This window comes from Mycetocola sp. Y444, assembly GCF_059445295.1.
Genome location: NZ_JCAIUB010000001.1, coordinates 753,959 through 778,997, shown reverse-complemented (window position 1 = coordinate 778,997; position 25,039 = coordinate 753,959). Strand labels below are relative to the sequence as shown.

At 65.5% G+C, this 25,039-nt stretch carries 23 protein-coding genes; 9 read left to right on the top strand and 14 right to left on the bottom strand.

Annotated features, from left to right (window positions below; all coding sequences use genetic code 11):
* Positions 1-385: 385 nt before the first annotated feature.
* The 4 genes from adhP to AC1C2M_RS03700 all read right to left on the bottom strand — a co-directional run bounded on the left by adhP (position 386) and on the right by AC1C2M_RS03700 (position 6,403).
* Entirely contained in the window at positions 386-1,396 is a 1,011-nt protein-coding gene (gene adhP / locus AC1C2M_RS03715; RefSeq protein ID WP_495435312.1) for an alcohol dehydrogenase AdhP, read from the bottom strand.
* A 172-nt stretch (positions 1,397-1,568) separates the two neighbouring features.
* Positions 1,569-2,237 carry a helix-hairpin-helix domain-containing protein gene (locus AC1C2M_RS03710; protein ID WP_495435311.1) on the bottom strand — a complete coding sequence of 223 codons (669 nt, stop codon included), beginning with the start codon at positions 2,235-2,237 and terminating at the stop codon, positions 1,569-1,571.
* A gap of 113 nt (positions 2,238-2,350) precedes the next feature.
* A complete protein-coding gene (gene leuS, locus AC1C2M_RS03705; protein ID WP_495435310.1) occupies positions 2,351-4,903 on the bottom strand; it encodes a leucine--tRNA ligase in 2,553 nt (850 codons plus the stop codon).
* 69 nt (positions 4,904-4,972) lie between these two features.
* The gene (locus tag AC1C2M_RS03700) at positions 4,973-6,403 is read right to left on the bottom strand and encodes an anthranilate synthase component I family protein (RefSeq protein ID WP_495434098.1); all 1,431 of its coding nucleotides are present in this window, start codon (positions 6,401-6,403) and stop codon (positions 4,973-4,975) included.
* Between the two features lie 134 nt (positions 6,404-6,537).
* Here AC1C2M_RS03700 and AC1C2M_RS03695 point away from each other — a divergent pair, with 134 nt between their 5' ends.
* Entirely contained in the window at positions 6,538-6,987 is a 450-nt protein-coding gene (locus AC1C2M_RS03695) for a nitroreductase family deazaflavin-dependent oxidoreductase (protein WP_495434099.1), read from the top strand.
* Between the two features lie 10 nt (positions 6,988-6,997).
* Here the strand turns inward: AC1C2M_RS03695 and AC1C2M_RS03690 are convergent, their stop codons facing one another.
* The 5 genes from AC1C2M_RS03690 to AC1C2M_RS03670 are packed head-to-tail and all read right to left on the bottom strand — an operon-like array spanning position 6,998 to position 13,433.
* Positions 6,998-7,615: a TetR/AcrR family transcriptional regulator gene (locus AC1C2M_RS03690; protein ID WP_495434100.1), complete on the bottom strand. Its 618-nt coding sequence runs from the start codon at positions 7,613-7,615 to the stop codon at positions 6,998-7,000.
* A 12-nt stretch (positions 7,616-7,627) separates the two neighbouring features.
* Positions 7,628-9,340 carry a thiol reductant ABC exporter subunit CydC gene (gene cydC, locus AC1C2M_RS03685; protein WP_495434101.1) on the bottom strand — a complete coding sequence of 571 codons (1,713 nt, stop codon included), beginning with the start codon at positions 9,338-9,340 and terminating at the stop codon, positions 7,628-7,630.
* The gene (gene cydD / locus AC1C2M_RS03680; protein ID WP_495435309.1) at positions 9,337-10,977 is read right to left on the bottom strand and encodes a thiol reductant ABC exporter subunit CydD; all 1,641 of its coding nucleotides are present in this window, start codon (positions 10,975-10,977) and stop codon (positions 9,337-9,339) included. The genes cydC and cydD overlap by 4 nt, the downstream gene beginning before the upstream one ends.
* Before the next feature lie 9 nt (positions 10,978-10,986).
* Positions 10,987-12,012 carry a cytochrome d ubiquinol oxidase subunit II gene (cydB, locus tag AC1C2M_RS03675; RefSeq protein WP_495435308.1) on the bottom strand — a complete coding sequence of 342 codons (1,026 nt, stop codon included), beginning with the start codon at positions 12,010-12,012 and terminating at the stop codon, positions 10,987-10,989.
* Positions 12,013-12,020: 8 nt separating this feature from the next.
* Complete coding sequence (locus tag AC1C2M_RS03670) at positions 12,021-13,433, bottom strand: cytochrome ubiquinol oxidase subunit I (protein WP_483404325.1); 1,413 nt, start codon at positions 13,431-13,433, stop codon at positions 12,021-12,023.
* Positions 13,434-13,562: 129 nt separating this feature from the next.
* Here AC1C2M_RS03670 and AC1C2M_RS03665 point away from each other — a divergent pair, with 129 nt between their 5' ends.
* The 4 genes from AC1C2M_RS03665 (at position 13,563) to AC1C2M_RS03650 (ending at position 16,676) form a co-directional block, all read left to right on the top strand.
* Positions 13,563-13,931, top strand: coding sequence for a BlaI/MecI/CopY family transcriptional regulator (locus AC1C2M_RS03665; protein ID WP_495435307.1), 369 nt, complete (start codon positions 13,563-13,565; stop codon positions 13,929-13,931).
* Between the two features lie 20 nt (positions 13,932-13,951).
* Positions 13,952-14,890 carry a M56 family metallopeptidase gene (locus AC1C2M_RS03660; protein WP_495435689.1) on the top strand — a complete coding sequence of 313 codons (939 nt, stop codon included), beginning with the start codon at positions 13,952-13,954 and terminating at the stop codon, positions 14,888-14,890.
* Between the two features lie 19 nt (positions 14,891-14,909).
* Positions 14,910-15,584 (top strand): DedA family protein, encoded by a 675-nt coding sequence (locus tag AC1C2M_RS03655; protein ID WP_483404327.1) that lies wholly within the window; start codon positions 14,910-14,912, stop codon positions 15,582-15,584.
* A gap of 84 nt (positions 15,585-15,668) precedes the next feature.
* Positions 15,669-16,676, top strand: a complete 1,008-nt coding sequence (locus AC1C2M_RS03650) for an App1 family protein phosphatidate phosphatase (RefSeq protein WP_495435688.1) — start codon at positions 15,669-15,671, stop codon at positions 16,674-16,676.
* A 36-nt stretch (positions 16,677-16,712) separates the two neighbouring features.
* Here AC1C2M_RS03650 and AC1C2M_RS03645 read toward each other — a convergent pair whose 3' ends face one another.
* On the bottom strand, positions 16,713-17,426 hold the full coding sequence (locus AC1C2M_RS03645; RefSeq protein ID WP_495434103.1) for an SOS response-associated peptidase: 714 nt from the start codon (positions 17,424-17,426) through the stop codon (positions 16,713-16,715).
* A gap of 90 nt (positions 17,427-17,516) precedes the next feature.
* Between AC1C2M_RS03645 and AC1C2M_RS03640 the strand changes: the two genes are divergently transcribed.
* Complete coding sequence (locus AC1C2M_RS03640; protein ID WP_495435306.1) at positions 17,517-18,644, top strand: winged helix DNA-binding domain-containing protein; 1,128 nt, start codon at positions 17,517-17,519, stop codon at positions 18,642-18,644.
* Positions 18,644-19,702 carry an FUSC family protein gene (locus AC1C2M_RS03635; protein WP_495435305.1) on the top strand — a complete coding sequence of 353 codons (1,059 nt, stop codon included), beginning with the start codon at positions 18,644-18,646 and terminating at the stop codon, positions 19,700-19,702. The genes AC1C2M_RS03640 and AC1C2M_RS03635 overlap by 1 nt, the downstream gene beginning before the upstream one ends.
* A gap of 13 nt (positions 19,703-19,715) precedes the next feature.
* Here AC1C2M_RS03635 and AC1C2M_RS03630 read toward each other — a convergent pair whose 3' ends face one another.
* A complete protein-coding gene (locus tag AC1C2M_RS03630; RefSeq protein WP_495435303.1) occupies positions 19,716-20,771 on the bottom strand; it encodes a glycoside hydrolase family 3 N-terminal domain-containing protein in 1,056 nt (351 codons plus the stop codon).
* The gene (locus tag AC1C2M_RS03625; protein WP_495435301.1) at positions 20,768-21,814 is read right to left on the bottom strand and encodes a zinc-binding dehydrogenase; all 1,047 of its coding nucleotides are present in this window, start codon (positions 21,812-21,814) and stop codon (positions 20,768-20,770) included. The genes AC1C2M_RS03630 and AC1C2M_RS03625 overlap by 4 nt, the downstream gene beginning before the upstream one ends.
* 85 nt (positions 21,815-21,899) lie before the next feature.
* Here AC1C2M_RS03625 and AC1C2M_RS03620 point away from each other — a divergent pair, with 85 nt between their 5' ends.
* Positions 21,900-22,670 carry a trimeric intracellular cation channel family protein gene (locus AC1C2M_RS03620; protein WP_483404333.1) on the top strand — a complete coding sequence of 257 codons (771 nt, stop codon included), beginning with the start codon at positions 21,900-21,902 and terminating at the stop codon, positions 22,668-22,670.
* Between the two features lie 65 nt (positions 22,671-22,735).
* Positions 22,736-23,326: an NADPH-dependent FMN reductase gene (locus tag AC1C2M_RS03615; RefSeq protein WP_495435300.1), complete on the top strand. Its 591-nt coding sequence runs from the start codon at positions 22,736-22,738 to the stop codon at positions 23,324-23,326.
* A gap of 7 nt (positions 23,327-23,333) precedes the next feature.
* Here the strand turns inward: AC1C2M_RS03615 and AC1C2M_RS03610 are convergent, their stop codons facing one another.
* On the bottom strand, positions 23,334-23,741 hold the full coding sequence (locus AC1C2M_RS03610; protein WP_495435298.1) for a YchJ family protein: 408 nt from the start codon (positions 23,739-23,741) through the stop codon (positions 23,334-23,336).
* A 309-nt stretch (positions 23,742-24,050) separates the two neighbouring features.
* Entirely contained in the window at positions 24,051-25,037 is a 987-nt protein-coding gene (locus AC1C2M_RS03605) for an aldo/keto reductase (protein WP_495434110.1), read from the bottom strand.
* Positions 25,038-25,039: the final 2 nt, after the last annotated feature.

Genomic DNA, 25,039 nt, shown 5'->3' with positions numbered 1-25,039 from the left:
GCCAGTCGGATGTCGAGGGCAGGTTGGGAATTCTATGGAGACATCGACGGCGTGTGCCGGAAAGGACTGCTCGGCTCCCCGTTCGTCGTCGTATTCCGGCGGCCGCCCTTACTGTTCCGCTGATGTGTGGCTGACCACCCGTTCCCGCGCAGTATCGGCGAACCGGTGCGGGAGTGAGGGTGGAGACCGAGGCGGGTTATGGTGCCCAACCCCGAACGGTGAGTATGGTGGCGGCATGACACATCTGCTCGTTGTCTTGGCCATCGTGGCGTTGTTCACCGCGGTCGCCGCCGCCGTGGTGTGGGGCATCGTGTGGATCAGTCGAAGGCGTTGACACAACGCCGGACCCCGGCCCAATGAGGAGACCGAGGCCCTCGGACAAAACCTAGTACTCGAAGACCAGCCGGGCTGGAACCTTCCCGGCAAGAACCTCGGCGATCGCGTCGTTGACGCCTTCGAGCGGTCGCGTCTCCGCAATTATTCGCGTGTGTCCGGCGGCGTGCAGCGCGAAGACCTCGGCGAGGTCCTGTCTGGTGCCGACAATCGAGCCGATGATCGAGAGGCCCTTGATCACCGTCTCGAAGATTGACACCGACATTTCCTGGTCAGCGGGCAGGCCGACGCAGATCAGACGTCCGCCGCGGTTAAGCGACGCGAACGCCTGCTCGAACACGCGCGGAGACGCGGCAAGAACAAGCGCAACATCCGCGCCGCCGATCTCACGGATGGCCTCAACGGGATCGCTTTTCGCGGCGTTCACGACGTGCTCGGCGCCCAGGTCCTTCGCCAGGTCCAGCTTCGCATCCTCGACATCTACGGCGATGACGGATCCGCCCATGATCCTGCCGTACTGCACAGCGAGGTGTCCAAGACCGCCGATCCCGAAGATCGCTACCCGCTCGGTTGGGACGATGTGGGCGACCTTGAGCGCTTTGTACGTGGTCACACCGGCGCAGGTGAGCGGTGCTGCCTCGATCGGAGAGATGCCCTCGGGAACGCTGACAACAAATCGTGCCGAAGCGACGGCGTACTCGGCAAATGCCCCGTCGACGGAGTAGCCGCTGTTGCGCTGGTTCTCACACAGGGTCTCGCGCCCGTCGATGCAGTATCGACACTCTCCACACGCGTAACCCAGCCACGGGATCGCCACCCGGTCGCCGACGGCCCTGCTGGTCACTCCGTCACCGAGCTTTTCGACGATACCGACGCCCTCGTGCCCTGGAACGAAGGGCGGACTCGGTTTGACCGGCCAGTCGCCGTGGGCGGCATGGATGTCGGTGTGACACAGGCCACACGTTTCCAGGCGGATAAGCACCTCGCCCGGTCCTGGCTCCGGAACGTCCCGTTGCTGGATTTCCAACGGCTCTGTGAATGAGGTGACAACGGCGGCTTTCATGATGACTCCTTTGGAGGATACGAGGATGACGGAGTACGAGCGACGCGATGTTCAGACCACTGTCGACTCCGTGATGACCATCGCGCACGGGGCACATCCCCATCAGGGGCGAAAGGCCCGACGGCGCCCCGGTTCGACCATCGGATCCGGCGCCGGGAAACTCTCTCGTGCCTCAGACCGTCACCAGCTGCCTGAGCGCTTCGAACGTTTTCTCCCCGATTCCGGTGATGCTCATCAGCTCGTCGACGGCGGTGAACGGCCCGTTCGTGTCGCGCCAGGCGATGATCCGTGACGCCATTTCCGGTCCGACCCTCGGCAGTTCCTCGAGCTCATGGCTCGTCGCGGTGTTGAGGTTCACTTTTCCCCGCTCACTGCCCGGTGCCCCTGTGCCCGGCGCGACGGCATCCGCAGAGCTCTGGGCCCCGATCTCCGGCACGTGGATCTGCTCGCCGTCGACCACGAACCGCGCGAGGTTTACGCCGCGCTGGTCGGCGGTTGGGGTGAACCCTCCCGCTGACGCGACGGCATCAAGAACCCGGTCCCCCTCCCGCAGCCGGTAGACGCCCGGTGACGCAACCGCGCCGAGGATATGGACGTACGCGACAGCCCCGGCGCTGTCCGGTTGCGCGGTTGATCGTTCGGCCGAGGGCACCGCGAGTGTCGACGTCGTTCCCGCCGATCCGATGAGCGAGACGACCACGGCGACCGCGAGTCCCGCGATGAGGAGCACGATCACGGCTCCAGCACCGAGCCGAACGTGAGCCGGTTTCCTCGACCGCAGCTCTGCCCGCCTTACCCCGGTGGCCCCACGCTCAGAATGCCCCTCCGACTGCATGGCCATGCCTGAAGCCAACCAGCTCCTGTCCGGAACCATGCTCTCGGCAGGCACCGTGGGGAAAACAAGGAGCCCGCCGCCCCTGTGAAGGGACGGCGGGCTCGTGTGTCGCTTGAGCCCTACTTCCGGGTGGCGATGCTCACCACGCGAGGGGCACGCACGACGACGTTGACGATCTCACGATCACCGATCGCGCGGATGACACCAGCGGATGCCCGCGCCTGCTTCTCGAGGTCGTCCGAGGCGATCTGCGGCGAGACCTCGAGCCGGTCGCGGACTTTACCATCCACCTGGACGACACACGTGACGCTCTCTTCAACAAGCAGCGATGCGTCGGGCTTGCGCCAGAGCACCTGCGCGACGGTGGGCTCGTAACCGAGCTTCTCCCACATGTCTTCCGCCGTGTACGGAGCGAACAGGTTGAGGGCGACGGCGGTGACTTCCGCTGCTTCCCGCACCGCGGGATCCGCTGGTCCCTTGCCGGTGTCGATGACCTTGCGGGTCGCGTTGACGAGCTCCATCAGTCGGGCGATCACGACGTTGAACTTGAATGACTCAACGAGTCCTGGTGCGTCGGCGAGGAACCTGTGCGTCTGGCGCCGGAGAGCGGCGTCACCCTTCTTCCACACCACATCGGGTGCGCTCGTGACGTCCTGCGCGACACGCCAGGCGCGGGCGAGGAACTTTGCGGAACCGGCTGGAGAAACATCCGCCCAGTCGATGTCGTCTTCGGGCGGGCTCGCGAACGCGAGGGTGACGCGAAGCGCGTCTGCGCCGTAGAGAGACAGTTCACTGGCGAACTCGACCAGATTGCCGCGGCTCTTCGACATCTTCGCGCCATCCATGAGCACCATGCCCTGGTTGAGCAGCGAGGTGAACGGTTCGGTGAAGGTCAGGTAGTCGAGGTCGTAGAGCACCTTGGTCATGAACCGCGAGTACAGCAGGTGCAGGATCGCGTGCTCGACGCCACCGACGTACTGGTCGACCGGCGCCCACTTCTCGGCTTCGGCCGGGTCGAATGCCACGGTGTCGGATGTCGCGTTGAGGTAACGCAGGTAGTACCAGGAGCTGTCGACGAACGTGTCCATCGTGTCTGAGTCGCGCTGGGCGGGTCCACCACACGTCGGGCAGGCCACGTTGATCCAGTCCTCGGCCGCGCCGAGCGGGCTGGTGCCCTTGGGCTGAAGGTCGAGTCCATCGGCCGAGGGAAGCTCGATCGGCAGCTGGTCCTCGGGAACCGGCACTTCGCCGCACTTCTCGCAGTGGATGATCGGGATCGGGGTACCCCAGTAACGCTGCCGAGAGATCAGCCAGTCGCGCAGGCGGTAGTTCTTGGCGGTGTGGCCGAGCCCGGACGAGGTGAGCGCCTCGGTGACCTTCGCCATGGCGGCGTTCTTTGACAGCCCGTTGAACGGACCTGAGTTGATCAGTCGCCCGGGACCGGTGAGGGCCTCCCCCGTGGCCTTGGGGTCTGTCGGAGGAAGATCGTCCGGCAGCTCACCATCGATGAGCACCGGGATCGCTCCGGTGACAGGCTGGTTGGTGTCAACGACGACGCGGACAGGCAGATCGAAGGCGCGGGCGAAGTCGAGGTCGCGCTGGTCGTGAGCGGGAACGGCCATGATCGCGCCGTGCCCGTAGTCCGCGAGGACGTAGTCTGATGCCCAGATCGGGATGCGCTCCCCGTTGATCGGGTTGACGGCGTAACGCTCGAGGAAGACACCGGTCTTCTCACGCTCGGTGCTGAGGCGATCGATGTCGCTCTCGCCCTTGACGCGCTCGAGGTACTCGGCGAACGCCTGCTGCGTCTCGGCGGGAGCATCGGCAACGAGCTCGGCAGCGAGTTCGGAATCGACGGCCACGACCATGAAGGTGACGCCGAACAGGGTGTCTGGACGGGTGGTGTAGACGGGAACCGCGGCATCCCTGCCCTCGATGGTGAAGTCGACGTCGGCACCGGTCGACCTGCCGACCCAGTTGCGCTGCATGCTGAGCACCTTGGCCGGCCACGCGCCCTCGAGCTGCTTGAGGTCGTCAACGAGCCGGTCGGCGTAATCGGTGATGCGGAAGTACCACTGGTTGAGCTTCTTCTTGGTGACGAGGTTGCCGCAGCGCTCACACCTGCCGTCGACGACCTGCTCGTTCGCGAGCACGGTCTGGTCGAACGGGCACCAGTTGACCGCGCTGTCCTTGCGGTAGGCGAGCCCCTTCTTGTACAGCTGGAGGAACAGCCACTGCGTCCAGCGGTAGTACTCGGGGTCAGACGTGTGCAGTTCGCGGTCCCAGTCGAAGGACGGCGCGTAGGTGCGGAAGCTCTTCTTCTGCTGGGCGATGTTCTCGTAGGTCCAGCCGCGAGGGTCGACGCCCCGTTTGATGGCGGCGTTCTCCGCCGGCAGCCCGAACGAGTCCCAGCCGATCGGGTGCAGCACGTTGAAACCCTGCTGGCGCCAGTACCGTGCAACGATGTCGCCGAAACCGAACGCCTCAGCGTGCCCCATGTGGAGGTCACCGGAGGGGTAGGGGAACATGTCGAGCACGTACTTGCGCGGGCGCCGGTCGGTGGCGTCATCCGTCGCAAACGGCTTCATCTCATCCCAGACCGGAAGCCACTTCTTCTGGATCGCGGCAAAGTCGTACCTGTTGCTGGCCTGATTCAGTTCGTCGTGTGACACGTGGCTCTCATTCATAAGCGGGAAATGACCGTTGCAGGAGCAGGGCGGGCTCACTCACAGTCCAGCCAACTAGCCTACTTCCTGTTGGCTTGCGCCGAGCGCATCGAGAAGTGCGGCAGCCTTCAGCCTGGTCTCCTCGACCTCATCATCTGCGACCGAGAGCGCCGTGATACCGCCGCCTGTTCCGATGGCTGCTCCGTCATGATCGATCAGGATGCTCCGGATCACCATGGCGAGGTCGACGGCGCCATCGGCCCCGAAGTAACCGAACGCTCCCGAGTACACACCTCTCGGACCCCGTTCGAGGTCATCGAGCAGGGTCATCGCTGAGAGTTTTGGGGCGCCGGTCATGGACCCTGCCGGGAACGCCGCGGCAACGGCCGCCACCGGCGTCACGCCCTCCGCCAGCCGGGCGGTCACCGTACTGACGAGCTGGTGCACCTGGGCATAACTCTCGACGGTCAACAGATCGCTCACCCGCACGCTCCCCAGTGCCGCGATACGGCCGAGGTCGTTGCGCATGAGGTCGACGATCATGAGGTTCTCAGCACGCTCCTTCACGCTCGCCAGCAGGCCATCGCGCTGGGCGGCATCCGTCGCGGGTCCATCACCGCGAGGACGCGTCCCCTTGATCGGTCGCGTGGTAATCGTTCGTTCGGGAGTGATCCGGAGGAACTGCTCCGGCGATGAACTGACGAGCGCAACGCCACCGATCCGGATGAGCCCGCCGTGGTGGCTCGGGCTTGACCGTCTCAGCCGACGGTAGACGGTGGTCGCGTCGAAGCTGCCGTCGATGCGCAGCTCGTTGGTGAGACAGAGGAGGTAGGCGTCACCCGCGCGGATGTGGTCCTGCGCGCGGGCGATGAGCGTGCCGTATTCGCCGGGATCGTGGCGCCAGCGGACCGGTCCGGCCGGGACCGGCTCGGCGGGCTCGGTGCTCTCCCCCGTGATGCCGCGCCGCGTCAGCGGCTCGAGCCAGGAGAAGTCAGGCTCCGCCGCCACCTGCCCCGCCACCTCACCAGTCACCTGAGCGGCGGCGACGACAGCGGTCACGGTGCGCGCCGCGTGATCGAAGACGAGCACGCGCTCGGCACGCACCAGGGCCGCGTCCGGGTACCGCGACTGGTGATGTCTGTTTCCGACATGGGCCGCGCCAGCCTCGTACCCCAGCCAGCCGACCCAGCCGGCCGTGAACTCGCCGACCGTCACGTCGTGGTGAGCCCGGACCGCGTCTTCAGCGAGGACATCGGCCAGAGCATCGAAAACGGTGGCGGCGCGAACCCGCGGCGTTTCGTTCCCACTAGCGCTGTACGTGACGGTGCCGTCGGCGACCGACGCGGTGAGCGTTGCGGATCCGTCGCCGAGATAGCTGAACCCGGTCGCGGCGGACCTGCCGCTGTCGAGCCAGAACGCGTGCTCGGATTCCGAGAACAGGGCGAGGAACGCCTCTTCCGGGTCGACCCAGATGTCCAGCGCTCGAGTCGTCGTTCCGGATTGCACAGTTCATACCCTAGATGCCCGCGCGTGACGTGTTGGGCCCTAATCGTCCAATACACCCGTCATCGGAGTACCAGCCACCGCGCTGCGGTCAACCGCACCGGGAGTCCGGACCGCGGCAACGTACACTCGCGACCATGAGCCTGAAAGCAGCCATCACCGACGCGGGAATGCGCGCCATGAACATCCTCCACCGGGGCATACTTGCCGTGACGGGTGGCCGGCTCGGTTCACGGCTCGGGACGATGGATGTGGTGGAACTCCACACGATCGGTAGGTCATCCGGACGTCCTCGGGCGACGATGCTGACAACGCCGATCTCTGACCCCGAAAAACTCGTCCTCGTCGCGTCGAAGGGCGGAAGCGATACCCACCCGGACTGGTACCTCAACCTGCGCAGCAATCCTGAGGTGACGGTGACCGTGTCGGGTAAGACACGCAAGATGCGCGCTCGCACAGCCTCCCCGGCAGAGAAGAACGAACTCTGGCCACGAATCGTCGCCGCATACCCCGGGTACGCTCGCTACCAGCGCAAGACCAGCCGCGACATCCCCGTGGTGATCTGTGAGCCCCGCGAGGCGGAGTGACCGCTCGGTGTCACTCGGCGGCGATGCGCCTGATCAGGGCGGATGCCTGCGTGAGAATTGCCTCGACAGACTCGGCGCCTGGACCGACGAACATCTTCTGCAGCGTGTAACGCAGCACGGTGAACGCGAGGGCCACCACCATCGCCGCCTCATCGCGGAGGTCGCCATCCGAGCGGCCCGAGGCGGCAAAACGAGCGAGCACCAGATCCACGAGTTCGTTCTCCTGCGCGACCATCCAGTCCATTTGCCTGCCGAGAAGCTCCGGTGTGGCGGTGATGATGAAAAACCGTGACCGCAGAAGTTCGGCATCGACCGATTCGTCGGTGAGGGCGGATGCCATGATCCGGACGAGGTCATGCACGATGTCGTTACCCGGCTCTGAGATGAACCGCTTGCCGTCAAGGTCGTCGAGTGTCGGCGCCGGGCCCAAAATCACGCCTTCTTTGGAACCGAAGTAGTTGAAGAACGTGCGCTGCGACACCTCGCTGGCCGCGCAAATCATCTCGACGGTGACGTGATCGTATCCGTGCTCAAGGACGAGTGCGATCGCCGCGTGTTCGATCGCGGACCTGGTTTTCGCTCGCTTGCGAGCCCGTAACCCGACGGCCGGTGCAACATCGTCATTCATGGTCCATCATTTCTACAGCACGGAGGTCAGGATGCCTGACTCGATCCGGAACCGCCGGTGCACGAGTCCGTCCGGCAGGTCGGCATGGGAGATCAGGATGATGGTCCTGTCGTCACCCTGGCCCGCGCGCAGCAGGTCGACGAGAAGCGATTCGGCAAGATCTGCCTCCACGTTCGCCGTCGGTTCGTCGAAAACGATGACGGGGAATTCCCGGAGCAGGGCTCGCGCGAGGGCGATCCGCTGCGCCTGTCCGCCTGAGACGAGCGCGCCGCGCTCACCGACCCTGGCGTCAAGACCCCCGCGGGCGACGAGCCATTCGCCGAGGCCGACCCGCTCGAGCACGTCGATGAGGTCAGCATCCGTTGCGGTGTCCCTCGCGAACAGGAGATTTTGTCTGATGCTCTCGTCGAACAGGTAGGGAACCTGCTCGCACAGCCCGACCACACCGCGCACGGCGGCGAAGGGGAGGTCGCGCACCTGCTGCCCGGCAAGCTCGTAGCTCCCCTCGTAGTCGAGGAATCTCACGAGCACGTGGGCCAGCGTTGTCTTCCCTGCGCCGCTTGGCCCTTCGATGAGCACTCGCTCACCGCGCTGGATCGCGAGGGAGGCAATGCTGAGAGCCGGTGCCGTCGCCCCCGGCCAGCGTGCGGTCACGTTCGAGAGCGCGATGACGGGTGCCGTCGGGTTGGGAGCCACTTCGGCGGTGCCGACATCCGAGGGAAGTTCGCTCGGCACGTCGGTGGGTGCCACCCGGGCAATCCGTTCAGCGCTCGCTCGCACCTGCCTCCACGCACTCGCCGCGAGGGGAACGCTCGCCACGATCTCGAAGACCGCGAGCGGAACGAGGACGATGACCGCGAGTGCAGGCCCGGTGAGACCACTTTCAGCCGACAGGCCGGGAATCCCCGCTACCAGCGACCACGCGACGGCCAGCCCGGCGCACAGCGACAGCGCTGCCGCAGCGATCCCCACGCCAGCGGATCGCGCGGTGAGGGCTCGGGTGAGCGCGCTGTCGGCGGCTTCGACCCTGCGGCGCCCCTCCGCCTCGGCACCGTACGCGATGAGAACGTCGAGGCTGCCGAGGTAGTCGAGGAGGGCGTCCACGAGCGCAGCGCGGCGCGGAGCGAGGGACCGTTCAGCGGATGCCGCGACACGGCCGGAGACCACGGTTCCGATGACAAATGCGGCGACGAGGGCCAGTGCGAGTCCCGCGGCGGCCGCCGGCGAGATCAGTGCGACGACCCAGACGGCGATGGCGGCAACGCCGAGGGACGTAACCAGGGGCTGGAGCACCCGGAGCGGCAGGTTCTGGAGTTCGTCGACGTCGGAGACCAGCGAGGACAGCAGCGAACCACGGCGGGTCCGGCCGAGCCCATCGGGCGCGAGCGGGATGAGTCTCCGCAGAAGATCCACGCGGACGGTCTCCAGCTGCCGGAAAGCGGCGTCGTGGCTGGCGAGGCGCTCGAGGTAGCGGAAGAACGCACGCCCGAGGGCGAATGCGCGCACACCGACGACAGCCATCGACAGGTAGAGAATGGGCGGCTGCTCCGCAGCGCGGGTGATGAGGTATGCGCTCGTTGCGAGCAGCGCCACGGTGCACAGGGCGGCGAGGATCCCGAACAGGACACCGAGGATCGCTCCCTTTGTCCTGGGCAGCGCGGTGGTGAGAACCGCGCGAACCTGGCCGGCACTCACCGTGTTTGAGCCATGGGGTACCGCACTCATGATGCCGACACCCCCGCGAGTGAGCTGACGTGAAGCAGAGCGTCAGCGCGTTCGATCACGGCGGCCCGGTGGCTCACGACGACCACAGCGGTTCCCGAGCGCGCGATGCTCGCGAGGCCGTCGAGCAGCCGACTTTCGGTCTCGTGGTCGAGTGCAGAACTCGGCTCGTCGAGCAGAAGAACAGAACAGGAGTTCTCCAGCGTGCGATAGATCGCCCGTGCGACACCAACGCGCTGCGCCTGGCCGCCGGAGAGCCCGGAGCCCGCGACGCCGACGGGAAGGTCGGGCGACAGTTCACCGGCCGCGGCGAGGGCGAGTGCGGTCCTGATGCGTTGGGGGTCTGGATGCCCGGACCCGAGTGCCACGTTGTCGGCAACGGTCCCGAGGAACAGCGACGGCCGCTGCCCGGTCCAGGCGAGCCACGGGCGGTCCTGGGCGAGCACGGGCTCTCCACCAAGCGAGATGTCGCCTGAGCGCGGCACGAAGCCGAGAATCGCGGCGACGAGGCTGGACTTGCCCGATCCGCTCGGCCCGGCGATGACCGTCAGCCGACCTGGAGTGAACTCGGTCGACACGGGGGCGAACACCGGACCCGACCCGTAGTCGACGCTGACGTTTCGCAACTGGAGGACGCCGGAACCGCGCTCCTCACCCGCTGGCACCGCGGCATCCGCAGGCAGTTCCCGCGCCTCATCGAGGACGACAAACGCGTCTTCGGCGGCCGCGACGCCCTCGGCTGCGGCGTGGAAGTTCGCGCCGACCTGGCGAAGCGGGAGGAAAGCCTCCGGTGCGAGGAGAAGGACGAACAAGCCGACACCGAGCACGAGCGACCCGTCAACGAGGCGAAGGCCGATCGACACAGCGACGAGCGCGACCGACAGGCTCGCGGCGAGTTCCAGCGCAAAGCTCGACAGGAAGGAGACGCGGAGGACCTTCATTGTCTGCACGCGATAATCCGTCGTGATCGCGCGCATCCGTGTGACCTGCCGCGATTCGCGGCCAAAGATCTTGAGCGTCGCCAGGCCGCCCAGAGTGTCGACGAAACCGGACGACAGGGTTCCGAGTACCGACCACTGCCGTCGCTGCACCGCCTGGGTCGCCCAGCCGATCAGAACCATGAAGAGCGGAATGAGGGGCAGCGTCACAAGGATGAAAAGCGCGGATACCGGATCCTGAATCAGAATCACGACGACAATCACCGGTGTGACGATCACCGTCAGGATCAGCTGGGGCAGGTACTTCGAGAAGTAGTCATCGAGCGCATCCATCCCCCTGCCGAGCAGGGTCGCGACTCGAGCCGTGTTGTGTTCGGCGAGCCACGCTGGCCCGAGCAGCCGGACAGCGTCAAGAACACGGAGCCGGAGCTCGCTCTTGACCCTCGCGGCACCCCTCGCAGCGATGAGGTCCTGCGCGTACACGAGCGAGGCACGGATGACCGCGACGCCGGCGAGTGCGCCGATGTACGGCATCAGTTCATCGAGACCGCGCCCGTCGATTGCGCCGGTGACGCACTCGGTGATGAGCCAGGCGAAAGCGACGATGCAGGCGGTGGTGGCGATGCCGACGAGAGCTCCTGCGAGCAGGAACCACCGTGCACTGACCGCGTATCGAAGGAGCCGGGGATCGAGGGGACGCACACTCAAAGGCTAGTCTGCCGCGGGGACGTGGGAGTCTTCGACGGCCTCGATGTGACCGCGAGTGACCCGCTTGCGGAACACCCAGTAGGTCCAGGCCTGATACGCGAGGATGAGCGGGAGTGCGATAAGCGCGGTCCAGCTCATGACCTGGAGCGTGTACGGGCTCGACGACGCATTCTCGATGGTCAGGCTGTTGGCCGGGTCGTTGCTCGCCGGCATCACGTCGGGGAACAGCGATGCAAAGAGCGTGAGCACCGCGAAGGTGATCGTGAGCGCCATGAGCGTGAAAGCCTGGCCCTCCCTGCCCTTGATGTTCGCGAACACCGAGGCGATCAGGGTCACGGCGGCCGCAGCGGCGAGAATGAATGCCGGCAGGGTGCCGTAAGACAACACGGTCCAGACCAGGAACGACGCGGCGACGAGAACCGTGAGGACGCCAGCGCGGATTGCGAGGGCACGGGACCTGACCCGGAGGTCGCCCTCGGTCTTGAGCGTGAGGAACACGGCTCCGTGGGTGAAGAACAGGAGGAGCGTGGTGACGCCGCCCAGAAGCGCGTACGGGTTCAGCAGGTCAAAGACGGTTCCTGTGTAGTTGTGGCCGGAGTCAAGCGCCACACCGCGGACGATGTTGGCGAAGGCAACACCCCAGAGGAAGGCGGGAATGGCGCTGCCGGTGATGATCATCCGGTCGAAGCGACGTTTCCACTCCTTCTCCGGCCGCTGGTGGCGGTATTCAAATGACACTCCGCGGATGATGAGCGCGATAAGGATGATCAGCAGCGGGAGGTAGAACCCGCTGAACAGCGTCGCGTACCACTCGGGGAATGCCGCGAAGAGCGACGCACCGGCAACGATGAGCCAGGTCTCGTTGAGGTCCCACACGGGGCCGATGGTGTTGATGACGACGCGACGGTCGGTGTCGTCCTTCGAGACGAACGGGAGGCTCATCCCCACGCCGAAGTCGAACCCCTCGAGCACGAAGTACCCGACGAAGAGGAAGGCGATGATGCCGAACCAGAGAACTGTGAGATCCATTTGTCTTCCTAGTAGACCGTGGTGTGGATGAGTGGTTTTCCGGGTTCTTCCTCTGACTCGCCGATGGCCGCGGGGCCCTCCTGGGCGGTCTTCTTGATCAGCCGGAACTCGACGACGGCGAGCGAACCGTAGACGAGAGTGAAAGCAACGAGCGAGATGAGCACCTCGATACCGGTCACCCCGGGAGAGACGCCGTCGGCGGTCTCCAGCAACCCGAACACGAGCCAGGGCTGCCGTCCCATCTCCGTAAAGACCCAGCCGACAATCATCGCGCCGAGTGACAGCGGGAACGACCAGACCGCGGCCTTCCAGACCCACTTGTTGGTTGGCATCCGCCCCTTGCGGGTCAGCCACAGACCGACGACCGCGACGATGACGTGCAGGATGCCCATGCCGATCATCCAGCGGAACGACCAGTAGGTGACCCAGATGATCGGCGCGTAGTCGCCGGGTCCGTACAGGGTCTGGTACTGCTCCTGAAGGTTGTTGATGCCCTCGACGGTGCCGTCGAACGTGTGGGTCGACAGGAACGACAGCAGGTATGGGATCCGGATGGAGAAGAGCTCGTGTACGCCGTCGGGTGTGCCGAGCGTGAAGATGGAGAACGACGCGTCGGCGCCGGTCGAGGTCTCGTACATCGCTTCGGCTGCTGCCATTTTCATCGGCTGGGTCGCGACCATGGCGAGGCTGAGCTGGTCTCCCGCGAGAGTGGTGAGTGCACCGGAGACGACCATTCCCCAGAGACCGAACTTGAGCGCCGGCCGCATGGTTTCCAGGTGCTGGTTCTTGGAGAGGTGCCAGGCCGCAACCGTGATGATGAGGCCGGCCGAGACCATGAAGCAGGCAAAGATCGTGTGCGGGAACGCCGCGAGAGCGACCGGGTTGGTGAGCAGCTCCCAGATACTGGTGAGCTCCGCCCTGCCCTTTTCCTCGTTGATCGTGAACGCGACAGGGTTCTGCATGAACGCGTTGGCGGCGATGATGAAGTACGCCGAGAGGATGCTGGCGATCGACACCAGCCAGATGGTTGCGAGGTGCAGCTTGGCCGGCAGTTTGTCCCAGCCGAAAATCCACAGGCCGATGAACGTGGCCTCGAGGAAGAACGCGAGGAGTCCCTCAAACGCGAGTGGTGCGCCGAAGACGTCTCCGACGAAGCGTGAGTAGTCGGACCAGTTCATGCCGAACTGGAACTCCTGAACGATTCCTGTCACGACGCCCATGGCGAAGTTGATGAGGAAGATCTTGCCGAAGAACTGGGTGAGCTGGAGGTAGTGCACCTTGCCGGTTCGCACCCACGCTGTCTGGAAGATCGCGACCGTCAGTGCCATCCCGATCGTGAGCGGCACGAAGAGGAAATGGTAGATCGTCGTGAGTCCGAACTGCCAGCGCGACAGTAGCAGCGGATCGAGCAGGTCGTTCACGTCACCTCCACAGAGTTTTCTACACCGCGTAGAAAAGCTTTCGGTCTGAGCCTAGACCCATTTCTACGACCTGTAGAACTCTTTTCTACGAAATGTAGAAATTCGCGCGAACTGGGGTATTCTTGAGCAATGGCAACCCTGGGTGAACTCGAACGATCGGTGATGGATGTGCTGTGGAGCACAAACGGCTCACTCAGCGCGAACGACCTCCGCGACAGCCTCGACTCCGGGACAGGCGCACGGGAAGTCGCGGTGACGACGGTACTGACCGTGCTGTCACGACTTGAGAACAAGGGGTTCGTCGAGCGCGACCGTTCGACCCGACCTCACCTCTATCGATCGGTCACGTCGAGGGCTGAGCACACCGCCGACCTCATGCACGAGGTGCTCGGCACGGCCAACGACCGCGAAGCCGCCCTCGCACGCTTCGTCGGCCAGGTCACCCCGGAAGAGGCCGAGACGCTGCGCGCGCTTCTCGGTGGGGCTCGCACGTCCTGACACTAAACTCGGTCGACGTGATGCTCACCGCCTCCGTCGTGCTCGCCGCACTGGCCCTCACTCTCGCGTGGCCGGTACCCCTGGCGCTCTCACGGGCGCGGTGGACTGCCCGCGCCCCCGGCACCGCCCTCGTGCTCTGGCAATCCATCGCCCTCGCCGGAGGCCTGTCCATGATCGGGTCGCTGGTCACGTACGGTCTCATCCCGTTCGGCGACAATCTCATCGATGGCGGCATCCGCCTCATCAACCATCTGTTCGCCGGGACCCTGCCGACAGGTGCGACGCTCCCCCAGATGTTCGCCCTGTGCCTCGCCGTTCTCCTCACCGGGCACCTGCTCCTGAGCCTCGTGCTCACCACGGTGAGGAGCGAGCGCCAGCGCAAGCGCCACCTCTCGCTCGTGAACCTGCTGAGCGCACCTCTGGAGGGAAACCCCGGCACCCGGGTGATCGACCACCCCTCTCCCGTTGCGTACTGCCTGGCCGGGACAAGCAGCTCCGTCACCGTACTGTCCGAGGGCCTGCTCGCCCTGCTGGATCACGACCAGCTGCGGGCTGTCATCGCGCACGAACGAGCTCACCTCGCGCAGCAGCACCACCTGGTCCTCATCGCCTTCAAGTCGTGGCACAGCGCACTCCCATGGTTCCCCATCGCCAATCGTGCGGAGAACGCCGTCGCACTTCTCATTGAAATGCTCGCCGACGACCAGGCCCGCAGGGCCACGGACGACCGCACACTTGCCACCGCCATCGCGCTCGTTGGGTCAGGGGCGGTGAGCGATCCCCTCGCTCCCGAACTCGCCTGGGCGAATCGCGGCGAGATCGAACCTGGCCTGATCGGCCCGCGGGTCGCGAGGCTCGTGCACCCGCAGCCGCCGCTGCGGCTCGGCGCGCGGGTCTGCGTCCTCACCGGAGCCATCGCCCTTCTCGTAATTCCGACCGTGCTGCTGGTACTCATCTAGGTCCCATAGGCTCAGCATCGTGAATGAGTTCCTCACCTGGCTGCTCGACCTCGTGCAAAGCGTTGACCCTGTCCTTCGGACGGTTCTCGCGGGCACCGCGATCATGCTCGAAACCAGTGTTCTCGTCGGTCTCATTGTTCCCGGCGACACCGTCGTCATTGTGGCGAGCACAGGGGTGGCGAGCCCTGCTCAGTTCGTTGGACTGATCGCCGCGGTACTGATCGGCTCCATCATCGGGGAGTCCATCGGCTTCGCGCTCGGACGCTTCTTCGGACCCCGAATCCGGGCGAGCCGTCTCGGCAGGAAGATCGGCGATCGCCAGTGGGTCCGGGCGGAGAATTACCTCGACAGGCGAGGGGGCATCGCCGTCTTTATTTCACGCTTTCTTCCCGTGCTGCACTCGCTCATCCCCCTCACGGTCGGGATGAGTGCCATGTCGTATCGCCGATTCATCAGCTGGACCATTCCCGCCTGCCTGGTGTGGTCGATCGCATACGTGTCGGTCGGCTCGGCGGCGGCCGGCACCTACAGACAGCTCGCCGACCAGCTGCACTACGCCGGCTACATCTTCGTGGCGATCATCGCCGCGTTCCTGGTTGTCGCATACATCGTCAAGCGCCTCCTGAAACGCTCGGAGGAACGCCACATGAGCCGCCCGGGTGACGGCGACCCCGCAACGCGCGAAAGCGACTGAACCGACATGCGCACCAACGATCGTCACCGGACATGCCAGACTGATCGGGTGCACTCACTCGAACAGCCCGGCAGGGCCACCCCAATGTCGGCTCTGAGGCTGCACCGGGCAGCGCGAATTGACGACGCATTCCTGGACTGGCGTGCCCGCAGGGGCCGCCGGAATGGGCTGCAGGCCACCGTGATCCCATACACCGGCTACGGCTCAACCACCTGGGTCCGTGTTCTCGCGCGCGTTCTGCTGACCAAGCCTGAGCTTGCCCAGACCGCAGCACCCGCACAGCGTGTTCGTGGCTGGCGGAGCTTCACGAGTATTCCGGTGGTGGCTGCACAGGTCACTGTTACCGTCGGCGACCAGACACACGTCGTGCAGGCAGACAGGGGCGGCGTCGTCGACGCGAGGATCCCCGTCGAGCTTGAACCAGGGTGGCAGCAGATCACGTTGCAGACAGAGGACTCCCGGCCGGTTATCGAAAACGTGTTTGTGGTGGCGCCGACTATCCGATTCGGGGTCATCTCCGACATCGACGATACGGTCATGGTCACGGCACTCCCCCGCCCCTTCGTCGCGGCCTGGAACACGTTCGTCCTCGACGAGCACGCGCGTACTCCCGTTCCCGGAATGGCCGTCTTCCTCGAGCGCCTGTTGCGCGACCACGAGGGCGCCCCCATCATCTACCTGTCGACCGGCGCGTGGAACGTGGCTCCCACACTCTCCCGCTTCCTCACCAGGCACCTGTACCCGACCGGAGCATTGCTCCTCACGGACTGGGGTCCGACGGCCGACCGCATCTTCAGGAGCGGGCGGGCCCATAAGGCGGACAATCTCCGCCGGCTCGCCGATGAATTCCCCGACATCAGGTGGCTCCTCGTCGGAGACGACGGACAGCACGACGAAGTTATCTACGGCGAGTTCTCCACTGAGCACCCGGAGAACGTCACTGCCGTCGCCATCCGTCAGCTGTCACCAAGCCAGGCTGTTCTCGCCGGTGGTCGTTCCAAGCCAGAGGAACATGAGTCGCGTGCCCCCTGGGTGTACGCACCGGATGGCGCGGGGCTTCTCGGGCAGCTCGAGGAACGCGGGCTGGCCTAGCCAGCGCAGCCCTCCGGCACTCTCCGTTCGGCGAGACTAGAGTTCGACGGAATCCAGTTCGATGGGTTCGACCAGTTCGGGACCGTCGTTCCTGACACTGTTGACGGCCTTCGAGACCGGGTGGTACCCCAGCTCGTGCGCCACGTCGAACGATGATTCGTCGAGAAGCGTGAGCAGCTCGCCCGGCGCGAGTTCGCTGCCGAGCCAGGCGTCGAACCGGTCGGGCGTCAGGCACGCGGGCATACGATCGTGCACCTCACCCGGAGCGACGTGCGCGTCCCGGGTAATGATCGCCATCGACAACCGCCAGTAATCGGGGTCGCCCTGGTCTTTCGACCGATCGGGCCATGCCCGGATGATGCCGGCCATCGCAAGGTCGGATTTCTCGCCCGAGATGAAGTACGGCTGCTTGCCACCGTTCTGAAGCTGCCATTCGTAGTAACCGGATGCCGGCACGATGCATCGGTGAGCCGCGAACGCGCCCTTGAACAGACCATTGGTGGCGACCGTTTCGATGCGAGCGTTGATGATCGGCTTTCCGCCCCCAAAAGTGGGAGACGACGGCGAGACGATTCCCCACCTGACGAGGTCGAGTTCTCTCTCCCCACTCCGCTCACGGACGACGGGAACCGAGTCGGTGGGAGCGACGTTCCAGGAGGGGCGCCACTCGGGCGCGGGCCTGCCCGTCGTTGTCATGAACTCCCGAATGAGATCATCGGTGTCTTTGTTCATCGCAAATCGTCCGCACATGATCCCATTGTCACCCAGTCGACCGACAGCGTGGCCGTGTCCGGGCACGACCTGTGCCTGGGTAGCGCCCGGGTGGGCGAGAATCGGAGTATGGGACGTTCGTGGAAGCAGTCGGATATCGCGCCGCTGCGGCTGCGTGCCCAGGAGATCCTCGCCGCACCCGAACGGAAACCAGCTGCCGCTGTCGAGGCCATGACGGCGATGCAGGGGCAGGATCTGCCTGGCACCCTCTGGGCGATCGGCCTTCGCACCGCCGGCAGCACGGAGGCGGATGTGCGGGATGCCTTTGACACGGGGGCCATCATCCGGAGCTGGCCCATGCGCGGAACCCTTCACGCACTCACCCCTGGCACCCTCCGGATGCTCCTCCCCCTGTCCCGTGACCGGCTCGTGACCTCACTCCGTGCCCGCCACCGCGAACTCGGCATCGATGCCATCGACATCACGGATGCCGCCAGGGCTGCAGAGGCCGCGCTGTCCACCGGGTCTGGGCGGCTTTCCCGCACAGAACTCTTTGCCGCTTTCGAGGCTGCCGGCCAGTCGACCGCTGGCCAGCGCGGCAGCCACCTCGCGTTCATGCTCGCTCAGTCCGGATTGCTCTGTCTCGGCCCGTTCCTCGGTAAGGAACAGGCGTTCGTCCTGCTCGACGATTGGGCACCGATGACCGCAGCGCTGCCGGACCGTGATGAGGCACTCGCCACCGTGGCTCTCCGTTACTTCCGGTCGCACGGACCGGCGACGGTCGCCGATTTCGCCTGGTGGGCCCGGCTGACGCTGGCGGACGCGCGCGCAGCCGCGGCAGCCATCACCGACCAGCTCAGCGTCCTCGATGTCGACGACACAGACTATTTCATGGCGCCCGAGGTCATGGAACACAGCGCACCGGCGGAGCGGTCGGTGCGCGTGCTCCCTGGCTTCGACGAGCTCCTGCTCGGCTATACCGATCGCTCCGCCGTCCTTGATGCGCGCTATTCCGCGCTCATCGTCCCCGGCAACAACGGTGTTTTCAAGGCCACTGTTGTCGTCAACGGTCACGTCGTCGGCACCTGGCTGCGTCGCGACAAAGCGAAGGAAATCGATGTCACCGCGCAGCTCTTCCGACAGCTGTCGCCGACCCAGGAACGCGGCATGACTACGGCGTTCGAGCAATACGGACGCTTCCGGGGCAAACCGATCGAGCTGAAAGTGGTCTCGCTCGAGACCAGCGGTGCACACTGATGCGTTTCTTCCGACTGCCGGCGGCTCTCTCCTCGAGCCGATTGCGCACCGCGAGCCGGGTTCCGCTGCTGCAGGTCGTGAAGACTTCGGTGGCAACGGTGGCCGCGTGGTTCGTGGCCATCCTGGTTCTGCCGTCCGAACTGCCGATCTTCGCGGCGATTGCCGCATTGCTCGTCGTACAGCCGAGCGTCAACCAGTCATTCGGTAAAGCGATTGAGCGGAGCGTCGGCGTGATCGCCGGCGTCATCATCGCCTCGCTCATCGGCCTGCTCTTCAGCGGCCAGAACTGGGTGATCCTCATCGCGATCGTGGTTTCCATCTTCTTCGGCTGGGTCTTCCGCCTCACCCCGGGCTCGGCGAACCAGATTCCAATCAGCGCAATGCTTGTCCTCGCGATCGGCGCCGCCACTCCGGGGTATGCCATCGACCGGATCATCGAAACGCTCATTGGCGCAGCGCTCGGCGTCATCATCAACGTCCTCATCGTTCCTCCCGTTGTACTCGCGCCAGCCGAGCGGGATGTGACACTACTCGCCGGTGAACTGGCGTCGAGTCTCGAGCGCCTCGCCGCAGCGCTCGGCACGCCGCAGACGCAGCAGCAACTCGACTCGCTCATGATCCAGGCCAGGCTCCTGCGTCCGATGCGGGAATCCGCGGAGGCATCCGTTCGCCAGGGTGAAGAGTCGCTCACGCTCAACCCGCGGCAAACTGCTCACCGCACCCGCCTCGAAGATATCCATCGCCTTCTTGACAGGCTCTCGCCGATCGTGACGCGAGTGATCGGGATGACGCGGGCGTTCCACGATCACTATGACGCGTCTCTCGTCGAAGAGCCGTCATTGCAGTCAATCGCCATCCAACTCCGCAGGGCAGCACACGATCTCCGACTGCTCACGCGAACCGCCGAAGCGCCGGATGCCGAACCGTCGGTGGACGAGGTCCCCGCATTGACAGCGCCGCTTCGTATCAGCCGCCCCGAACCTGAACACTGGATGCTGTTCGGTTCGCTGATGGAGGACCTGCGTCGGATCCGTGAGGAGATCGTCGGCGCCGAGTGAAACGCGCCCTGGCTTAGCTGATATCGCCAGCCGTCGCGAGCCGAGCCCGCAGCGTGAGAAGTTTCAACGCCGCAGCATCGATGTGCTCCATCTCGAGTCTTCCGGCGTCCACGGCGGCGCTGACCACCCGCACCAGGCGCGCGGCGTCGATACCGACTTGTTCATGGTCACCGCGAAGCACATAGAGCAGCATCGTCGCCCCGGCAGCGAGGGCACGAACGGCGTTCTCGGCGGCGTCTCGGTACTCCGGCACTCCGCTGTCCCTCAGCATGAGCATGTCGTCGGTGATGATGACCCCCTCGAAGCCCAGCCTGTCCCGGAGTATCGAGTGCCACGTGCGGGACAGCGTGGCGGGCTGGTCATCCACCGTCGAATACCTGAGGTGACCCATCATGACGAATTCCGCACCCGCGCAGACGCCGGACCGGAACGGAACGGCATCCGTCTCCTCCCAGGTCGCGAGATCGACCGCGGTCTCGGGGATCGAGGAGTGGGAGTCGCCCGGCGTTCTGCCGTGGCCGGGGAAATGCTTGAGGGTGGAGAACACTCGCCCGCTCTCCCCCGTGACCGCCGCGCTCACGCGCTCGGCGGCCTCAGTGGCGGTGGTTCCGAGCACCCTGTCATACATGAACGACCCGGGCTCGCCGGTGACATCAGCCACGACGCCGAAGTTGACGGAGATACCGGCTTCGGCGAGCAGCGCTGAACGGCCGGCGAACGCCTCCCTCGACTCCCCCGCATCGCGGTGCCTGAGAGTGACCGCCGAGGCGAAGCGGTCGTTGGCGATGCGCCGAACCCGTCCACCCTCCTGGTCGATGCCGATGATCGGGGGAAAGTCCTCGTCCTCTCGCGCCGCCCGGGCGAGTGACGCAACGTCCGTCAGGCTCGCTCCAATATTGTCCGGCATGAAGATCATGCCGCCCGGCTGGGTGTCGGCGACGAACGAGCGCAGTGCGCCCTCGTCCGTTCCGGGCAGGTGCAACATGAACAGGCTCGCGATCTTGCGGTCACGCGACATCCCGGCCAGCCGCTGTTCCGCGGCTTTTACCGCGCCGGACTCCGCACTCATCGGGCGTCAGGCCGGATGATCGTCACACCGGCGGGACTCTGCCCATGACTCATCGCGAGCATCGCCGCAGGCGCCTCGTCGAAGCCGATGGTCCGCGTGACGAGGTCCTGTGGTCGGAGCCGACCTGACGCGACCAGGTCCAGCATCCCGGGATACTCCGCCGCGCTCATCCCGTGGCTGCCCATGATCGTGAGCTCACCGGCGATCACGTCGGCCATCGGGATTCGGGGTGGCTGTGCGAAGAGCCCCACCTGCACGTGTCGACCGCGCCGCGCGAGCGACCGGATCGCGATGCCCGTCGTGAGTTCGCGGCCGATGGCCTCGAGCGACACCTGCGCGCCGTCACCCGTCAACTCCTTCACTCGCGCAATCACCTCCGCGTCGCTGAGTCCGGCACTGTTCACCGTGTGTTCGGCGCCCGCTGCCTCCGCGACATCGAGAGCCGCACCGGAGACGTCGACGGCCACCACCCGAGCTCCCAGGGCGGCGCCGATCATGACGGCGCTCAGACCGACCCCGCCGCAACCGACGACAACGACCCACTCGCCCTCACGCACGGAGGCCTGCGTCGCGAGGGCGCGATACGATGTCGCGAAACGGCAGCCCAGAATCGCAGCAGCACCGGCGTCGAGTGTCTCGGGGACCTCGATCAGGTTGACGTCAGCCGACGTGATGGCGACGAGTTCGGCATACGAGCCCCAGTGCGTGAATCCCGGCTGGGTCTGATTCCGGCACACCTGCGCATGGCCGGCACGGCATTCCGCGCAGGCGCCGCACGCGCAGACGAACGGAACAGTGACGCGCTGGCCCGGCCTGAACCGCGAGACGGAATTGCCGACGCTCACGATCCTGCCGACGAACTCGTGACCGGGCACATGAGGAAGCGAGACGCCGCCGTCGTGTCCTTCCCACGCGTGGATGTCGCTCCGGCAGAGCCCTGTCGCCTCAACGGCAATGACAGCGCCGTCAGGGGTCGGCACCGGGTCCGACACCTCCTCGACCGTCGGTTCGCCAAGAAAGGAGTCGTAGTACACGGCGCGCATCAGGCAAGTATCCCCCACCCGTGCTCGGCTACGCTTGAACGAGCCGGATCAGGAGAGCGGGTTGCGGCTTGGCCGGAAGGATGGCATGGACACGACGACTGAGACCGTCAACGAGATTATGCGGTTCGTCGATCTGGGCGGCGTGCTCGCCAACGCGATCCTCGGTGGGATTGCCGCACGATCGGCCAGGCTCGACATCGTCGGCTTCGTGATCCTCGCTGTGATGAGCGGGCTCGGCGGCGGAATCATTCGCGACACGCTGCTGCAGCAGGGACCGCCGGTAGCCCTCACTGATCCCGCCTACCTGGTGATCGCCATCGCCGGTGCCGTCATCGCCTTCTTCGTCCCCTTCCGCGGACAATGGTCCAATCGCACGCTTGTCCTCGTCGATGCACTTGCTGTCGGATTCTGGGCCGCCGCGGGCGCCCAAAAAACGCTCGACGCGGGTCTCGGCTGGCTGCCCGCCGTCGTGATGGGCATCATCACAGCGGTCGGCGGCGGTGCCGTTCGCGACATCCTGCTGCTCCGCATCCCTCGGATCTTCGGCGGGAACACCCTGTATGCGACGAGCGCACTTGTATCGAGCGTTGAGATGGTCGTGCTCTCGAAGCTCGGCATGCCGACCCTCGGTTCCGCGGTTGCGCTCACCAGCGGAGCCGTGCTCTCCCTCCTCGCCAGGCGATTTGGCTGGACGCTCCCCACCGAGGCCCGCGTACCGACTCCGCGACTGGTGACCGAGTTCCGTCGGCGCCGGCGCGCCGCCCGTGAACGGCACAATCCCGATACCACGGGCGCTGGGCCCGACCAGGGACAGGACGGCGAAGGGACTCTGGACAGCCCACCGGCGCGGTCATAGCCTGAGGGGGTCCGGGCGGGTGCCGTGAGACACGCGCCAGAGAATCCCCGGGAAAGAGTTTAATCATGGCCACGATCCACGAGCACGAACCGCCCTATTCAGTGGGCTATCTGATCGGAAGTCTGGCGACGGCGTCCATCAACAGGAAACTCGCCGGTGCGCTTGTCGCCCTCGCTCCCCCCGAGCTTGAGATGCGGGAGATCCCGATCGGAAATCTGCCCCTGTACAGCTATGACCACGATGCGGATTACCCGCAGGTGGCGCTCGACTTCAAAGCCGCCATCGCGAGTGTCGATGCTGTGCTCTTCGTCACTCCCGAGTACAACCGGTCGATTCCCGGTGCGCTCAAGAATGCGATCGACTGGGCGAGCCGTCCGTGGGGTGACAACTCGTTCACGCACAAGCCCTCAGCGGTGATCGGCGGTTCGATCGGCGCGATCGGAACCGCCGTGGCGCAGCAGCATCTCCGCAGCGTGCTCAGCTTCTGCAATTCGCCGCAGATGAACGCGCCAGAGGCCTACCTCCAGATCACGCCGGGGCTCATCGCTGAGGACGGTTCAATCACCAACGATGGCACCACCCAGTTCCTGACCGAATGGATGCACGACTTTTACGAGTTCATCACCCGGGTGCTGACCGTCGTGCCGAGGAGCTGAATCCGGATCAGTTGACGGCGTCCACGTAGAACCAGCGCCGGTTGTCCCTGACGAAGCGACTCACCTCGTGTTGCTCGCTCCGGCCGTCTTCTCCCTTGCAGAAGGCCCGGAATTCGACGGTACCTTCCGCGTCGAGGGGCCCGCCCCGACGACGGTCCAGAATGTCGAGCCGATACCAGGTCAGGCCGGCATCGAGTTCGAGTTCGGCGGGGCGGGTCGACGGATGCCATGTCGCGCGCAAGTAGTCGGCGTCGCCAACCGCGAAGGCCGAGAACCGGGACCGCATCAGTGCCTCGGCTGTTGGCGCGGCGGCGGTGCCGGAGTGGTACCGGCCGCAGCACGCGCCGTAGGTGTCGCCGCTCAGGCAGGGACAGCGCTGGTCGGCGGCAAGCGGGCTGGTTCCGGAAGAAGTCACCCCACAATTATCCGGCCCCAGTCTGCAAGACACCGGCGGGGTGCTGGGCCAGGCCCGGTTTAGATCGCGAAGCGAGCCCCCGCGGCGACCGCAAAGACACGGTCCGTGAACCTCCGGAGCAACCCACACGCGAGCCGGCCGGTGTTACCCCACCCCGCATTAAGGAAAGCTAACAGCGGCGGCGTGCGATGATCGCGGCATGCGGACGCTGGCCAGGATCGGCTCGTGTATGTGGCTCGACTATCTCGAAGCCCGCAGCGGCCAGCTCATCATGCATCAGCGGGACCGGCCAGTGCTGGGTGGGTCAGCTCAAAGACCGACGGCAGCCATGCCGGCGTCGTCGTACCGGTTGCCGGCGACGCCGATCCGATCCACAAGCCGGTTGAGGTCGGCAAGATCGTCAGCTGACAACGCAACCGATGTCGCTCCGGCATTCTCGTCGAGACGCTCGCGTCGCCGCGTGCCAGGGATGGGAACGATGAACGGATGCTGCGCCAACAGCCAGGCCAAGGCGACCTGGGCTGGTGTCGCGTCTCGGTTCACGGCCAGCTCGCGAACATGATCGACGATGGACTGATTTGCACGCAGGTTCTCGGCCTCGAATCGCGGCACCCGGGCGCGGATCTCGTCAGCGGCGAACGTGGCATCCGCTGCAACCGTTCCGGTAAGGAACCCCTTCCCAAGCGGACTGAACGGGACGAATCCGATGCCGAGCTCGCTGCAGACGGGCAGGACCTCCGGCTCAGGGTCGCGCGTCCACAGGGAGTACTCGCTCTGCACCGCGGTGACCGGGGTCACGGCGTGGGCGCGGCGAATCGTTGCAGCGCTGGCTTCCGAAAGCCCAAAGTGCTTGACCTTACCCTCTCGGATAAGTTCGCCGACCGTGCCGGCGACGTCTTCGATGGGCACGTTCGGATCAACGCGGTGCTGGTAGAGCAGATCGAGGGAATCGACGCCGAGCCGCTTCAGAGACCCTTCGGCGGCACGACGAATGTTTTCCGGTCTTGAGTCCACGCCCTGTGAGCGACCGTCGACCAGGTTGAACCCAAACTTGGTGGCGATGGTGACGCGATCGCGGATCGGCGCGATTGCTTCGCCAACGAGCTCCTCGTTGTCGTACGGGCCGTAGACCTCTGCAGTGTCGATGAACGTGACTCCGTGCTCGACGGCGTAACGGAGAACGTCGATCATGTCGTCGCGGTCGCCAGGATTGGGGCCGTAGCTCTGCGACATCCCCATCGCTCCGAAACCGATGGCGGATACTTCCAGGCCCTGTCCGAGAATTCTGTTGTGCATGA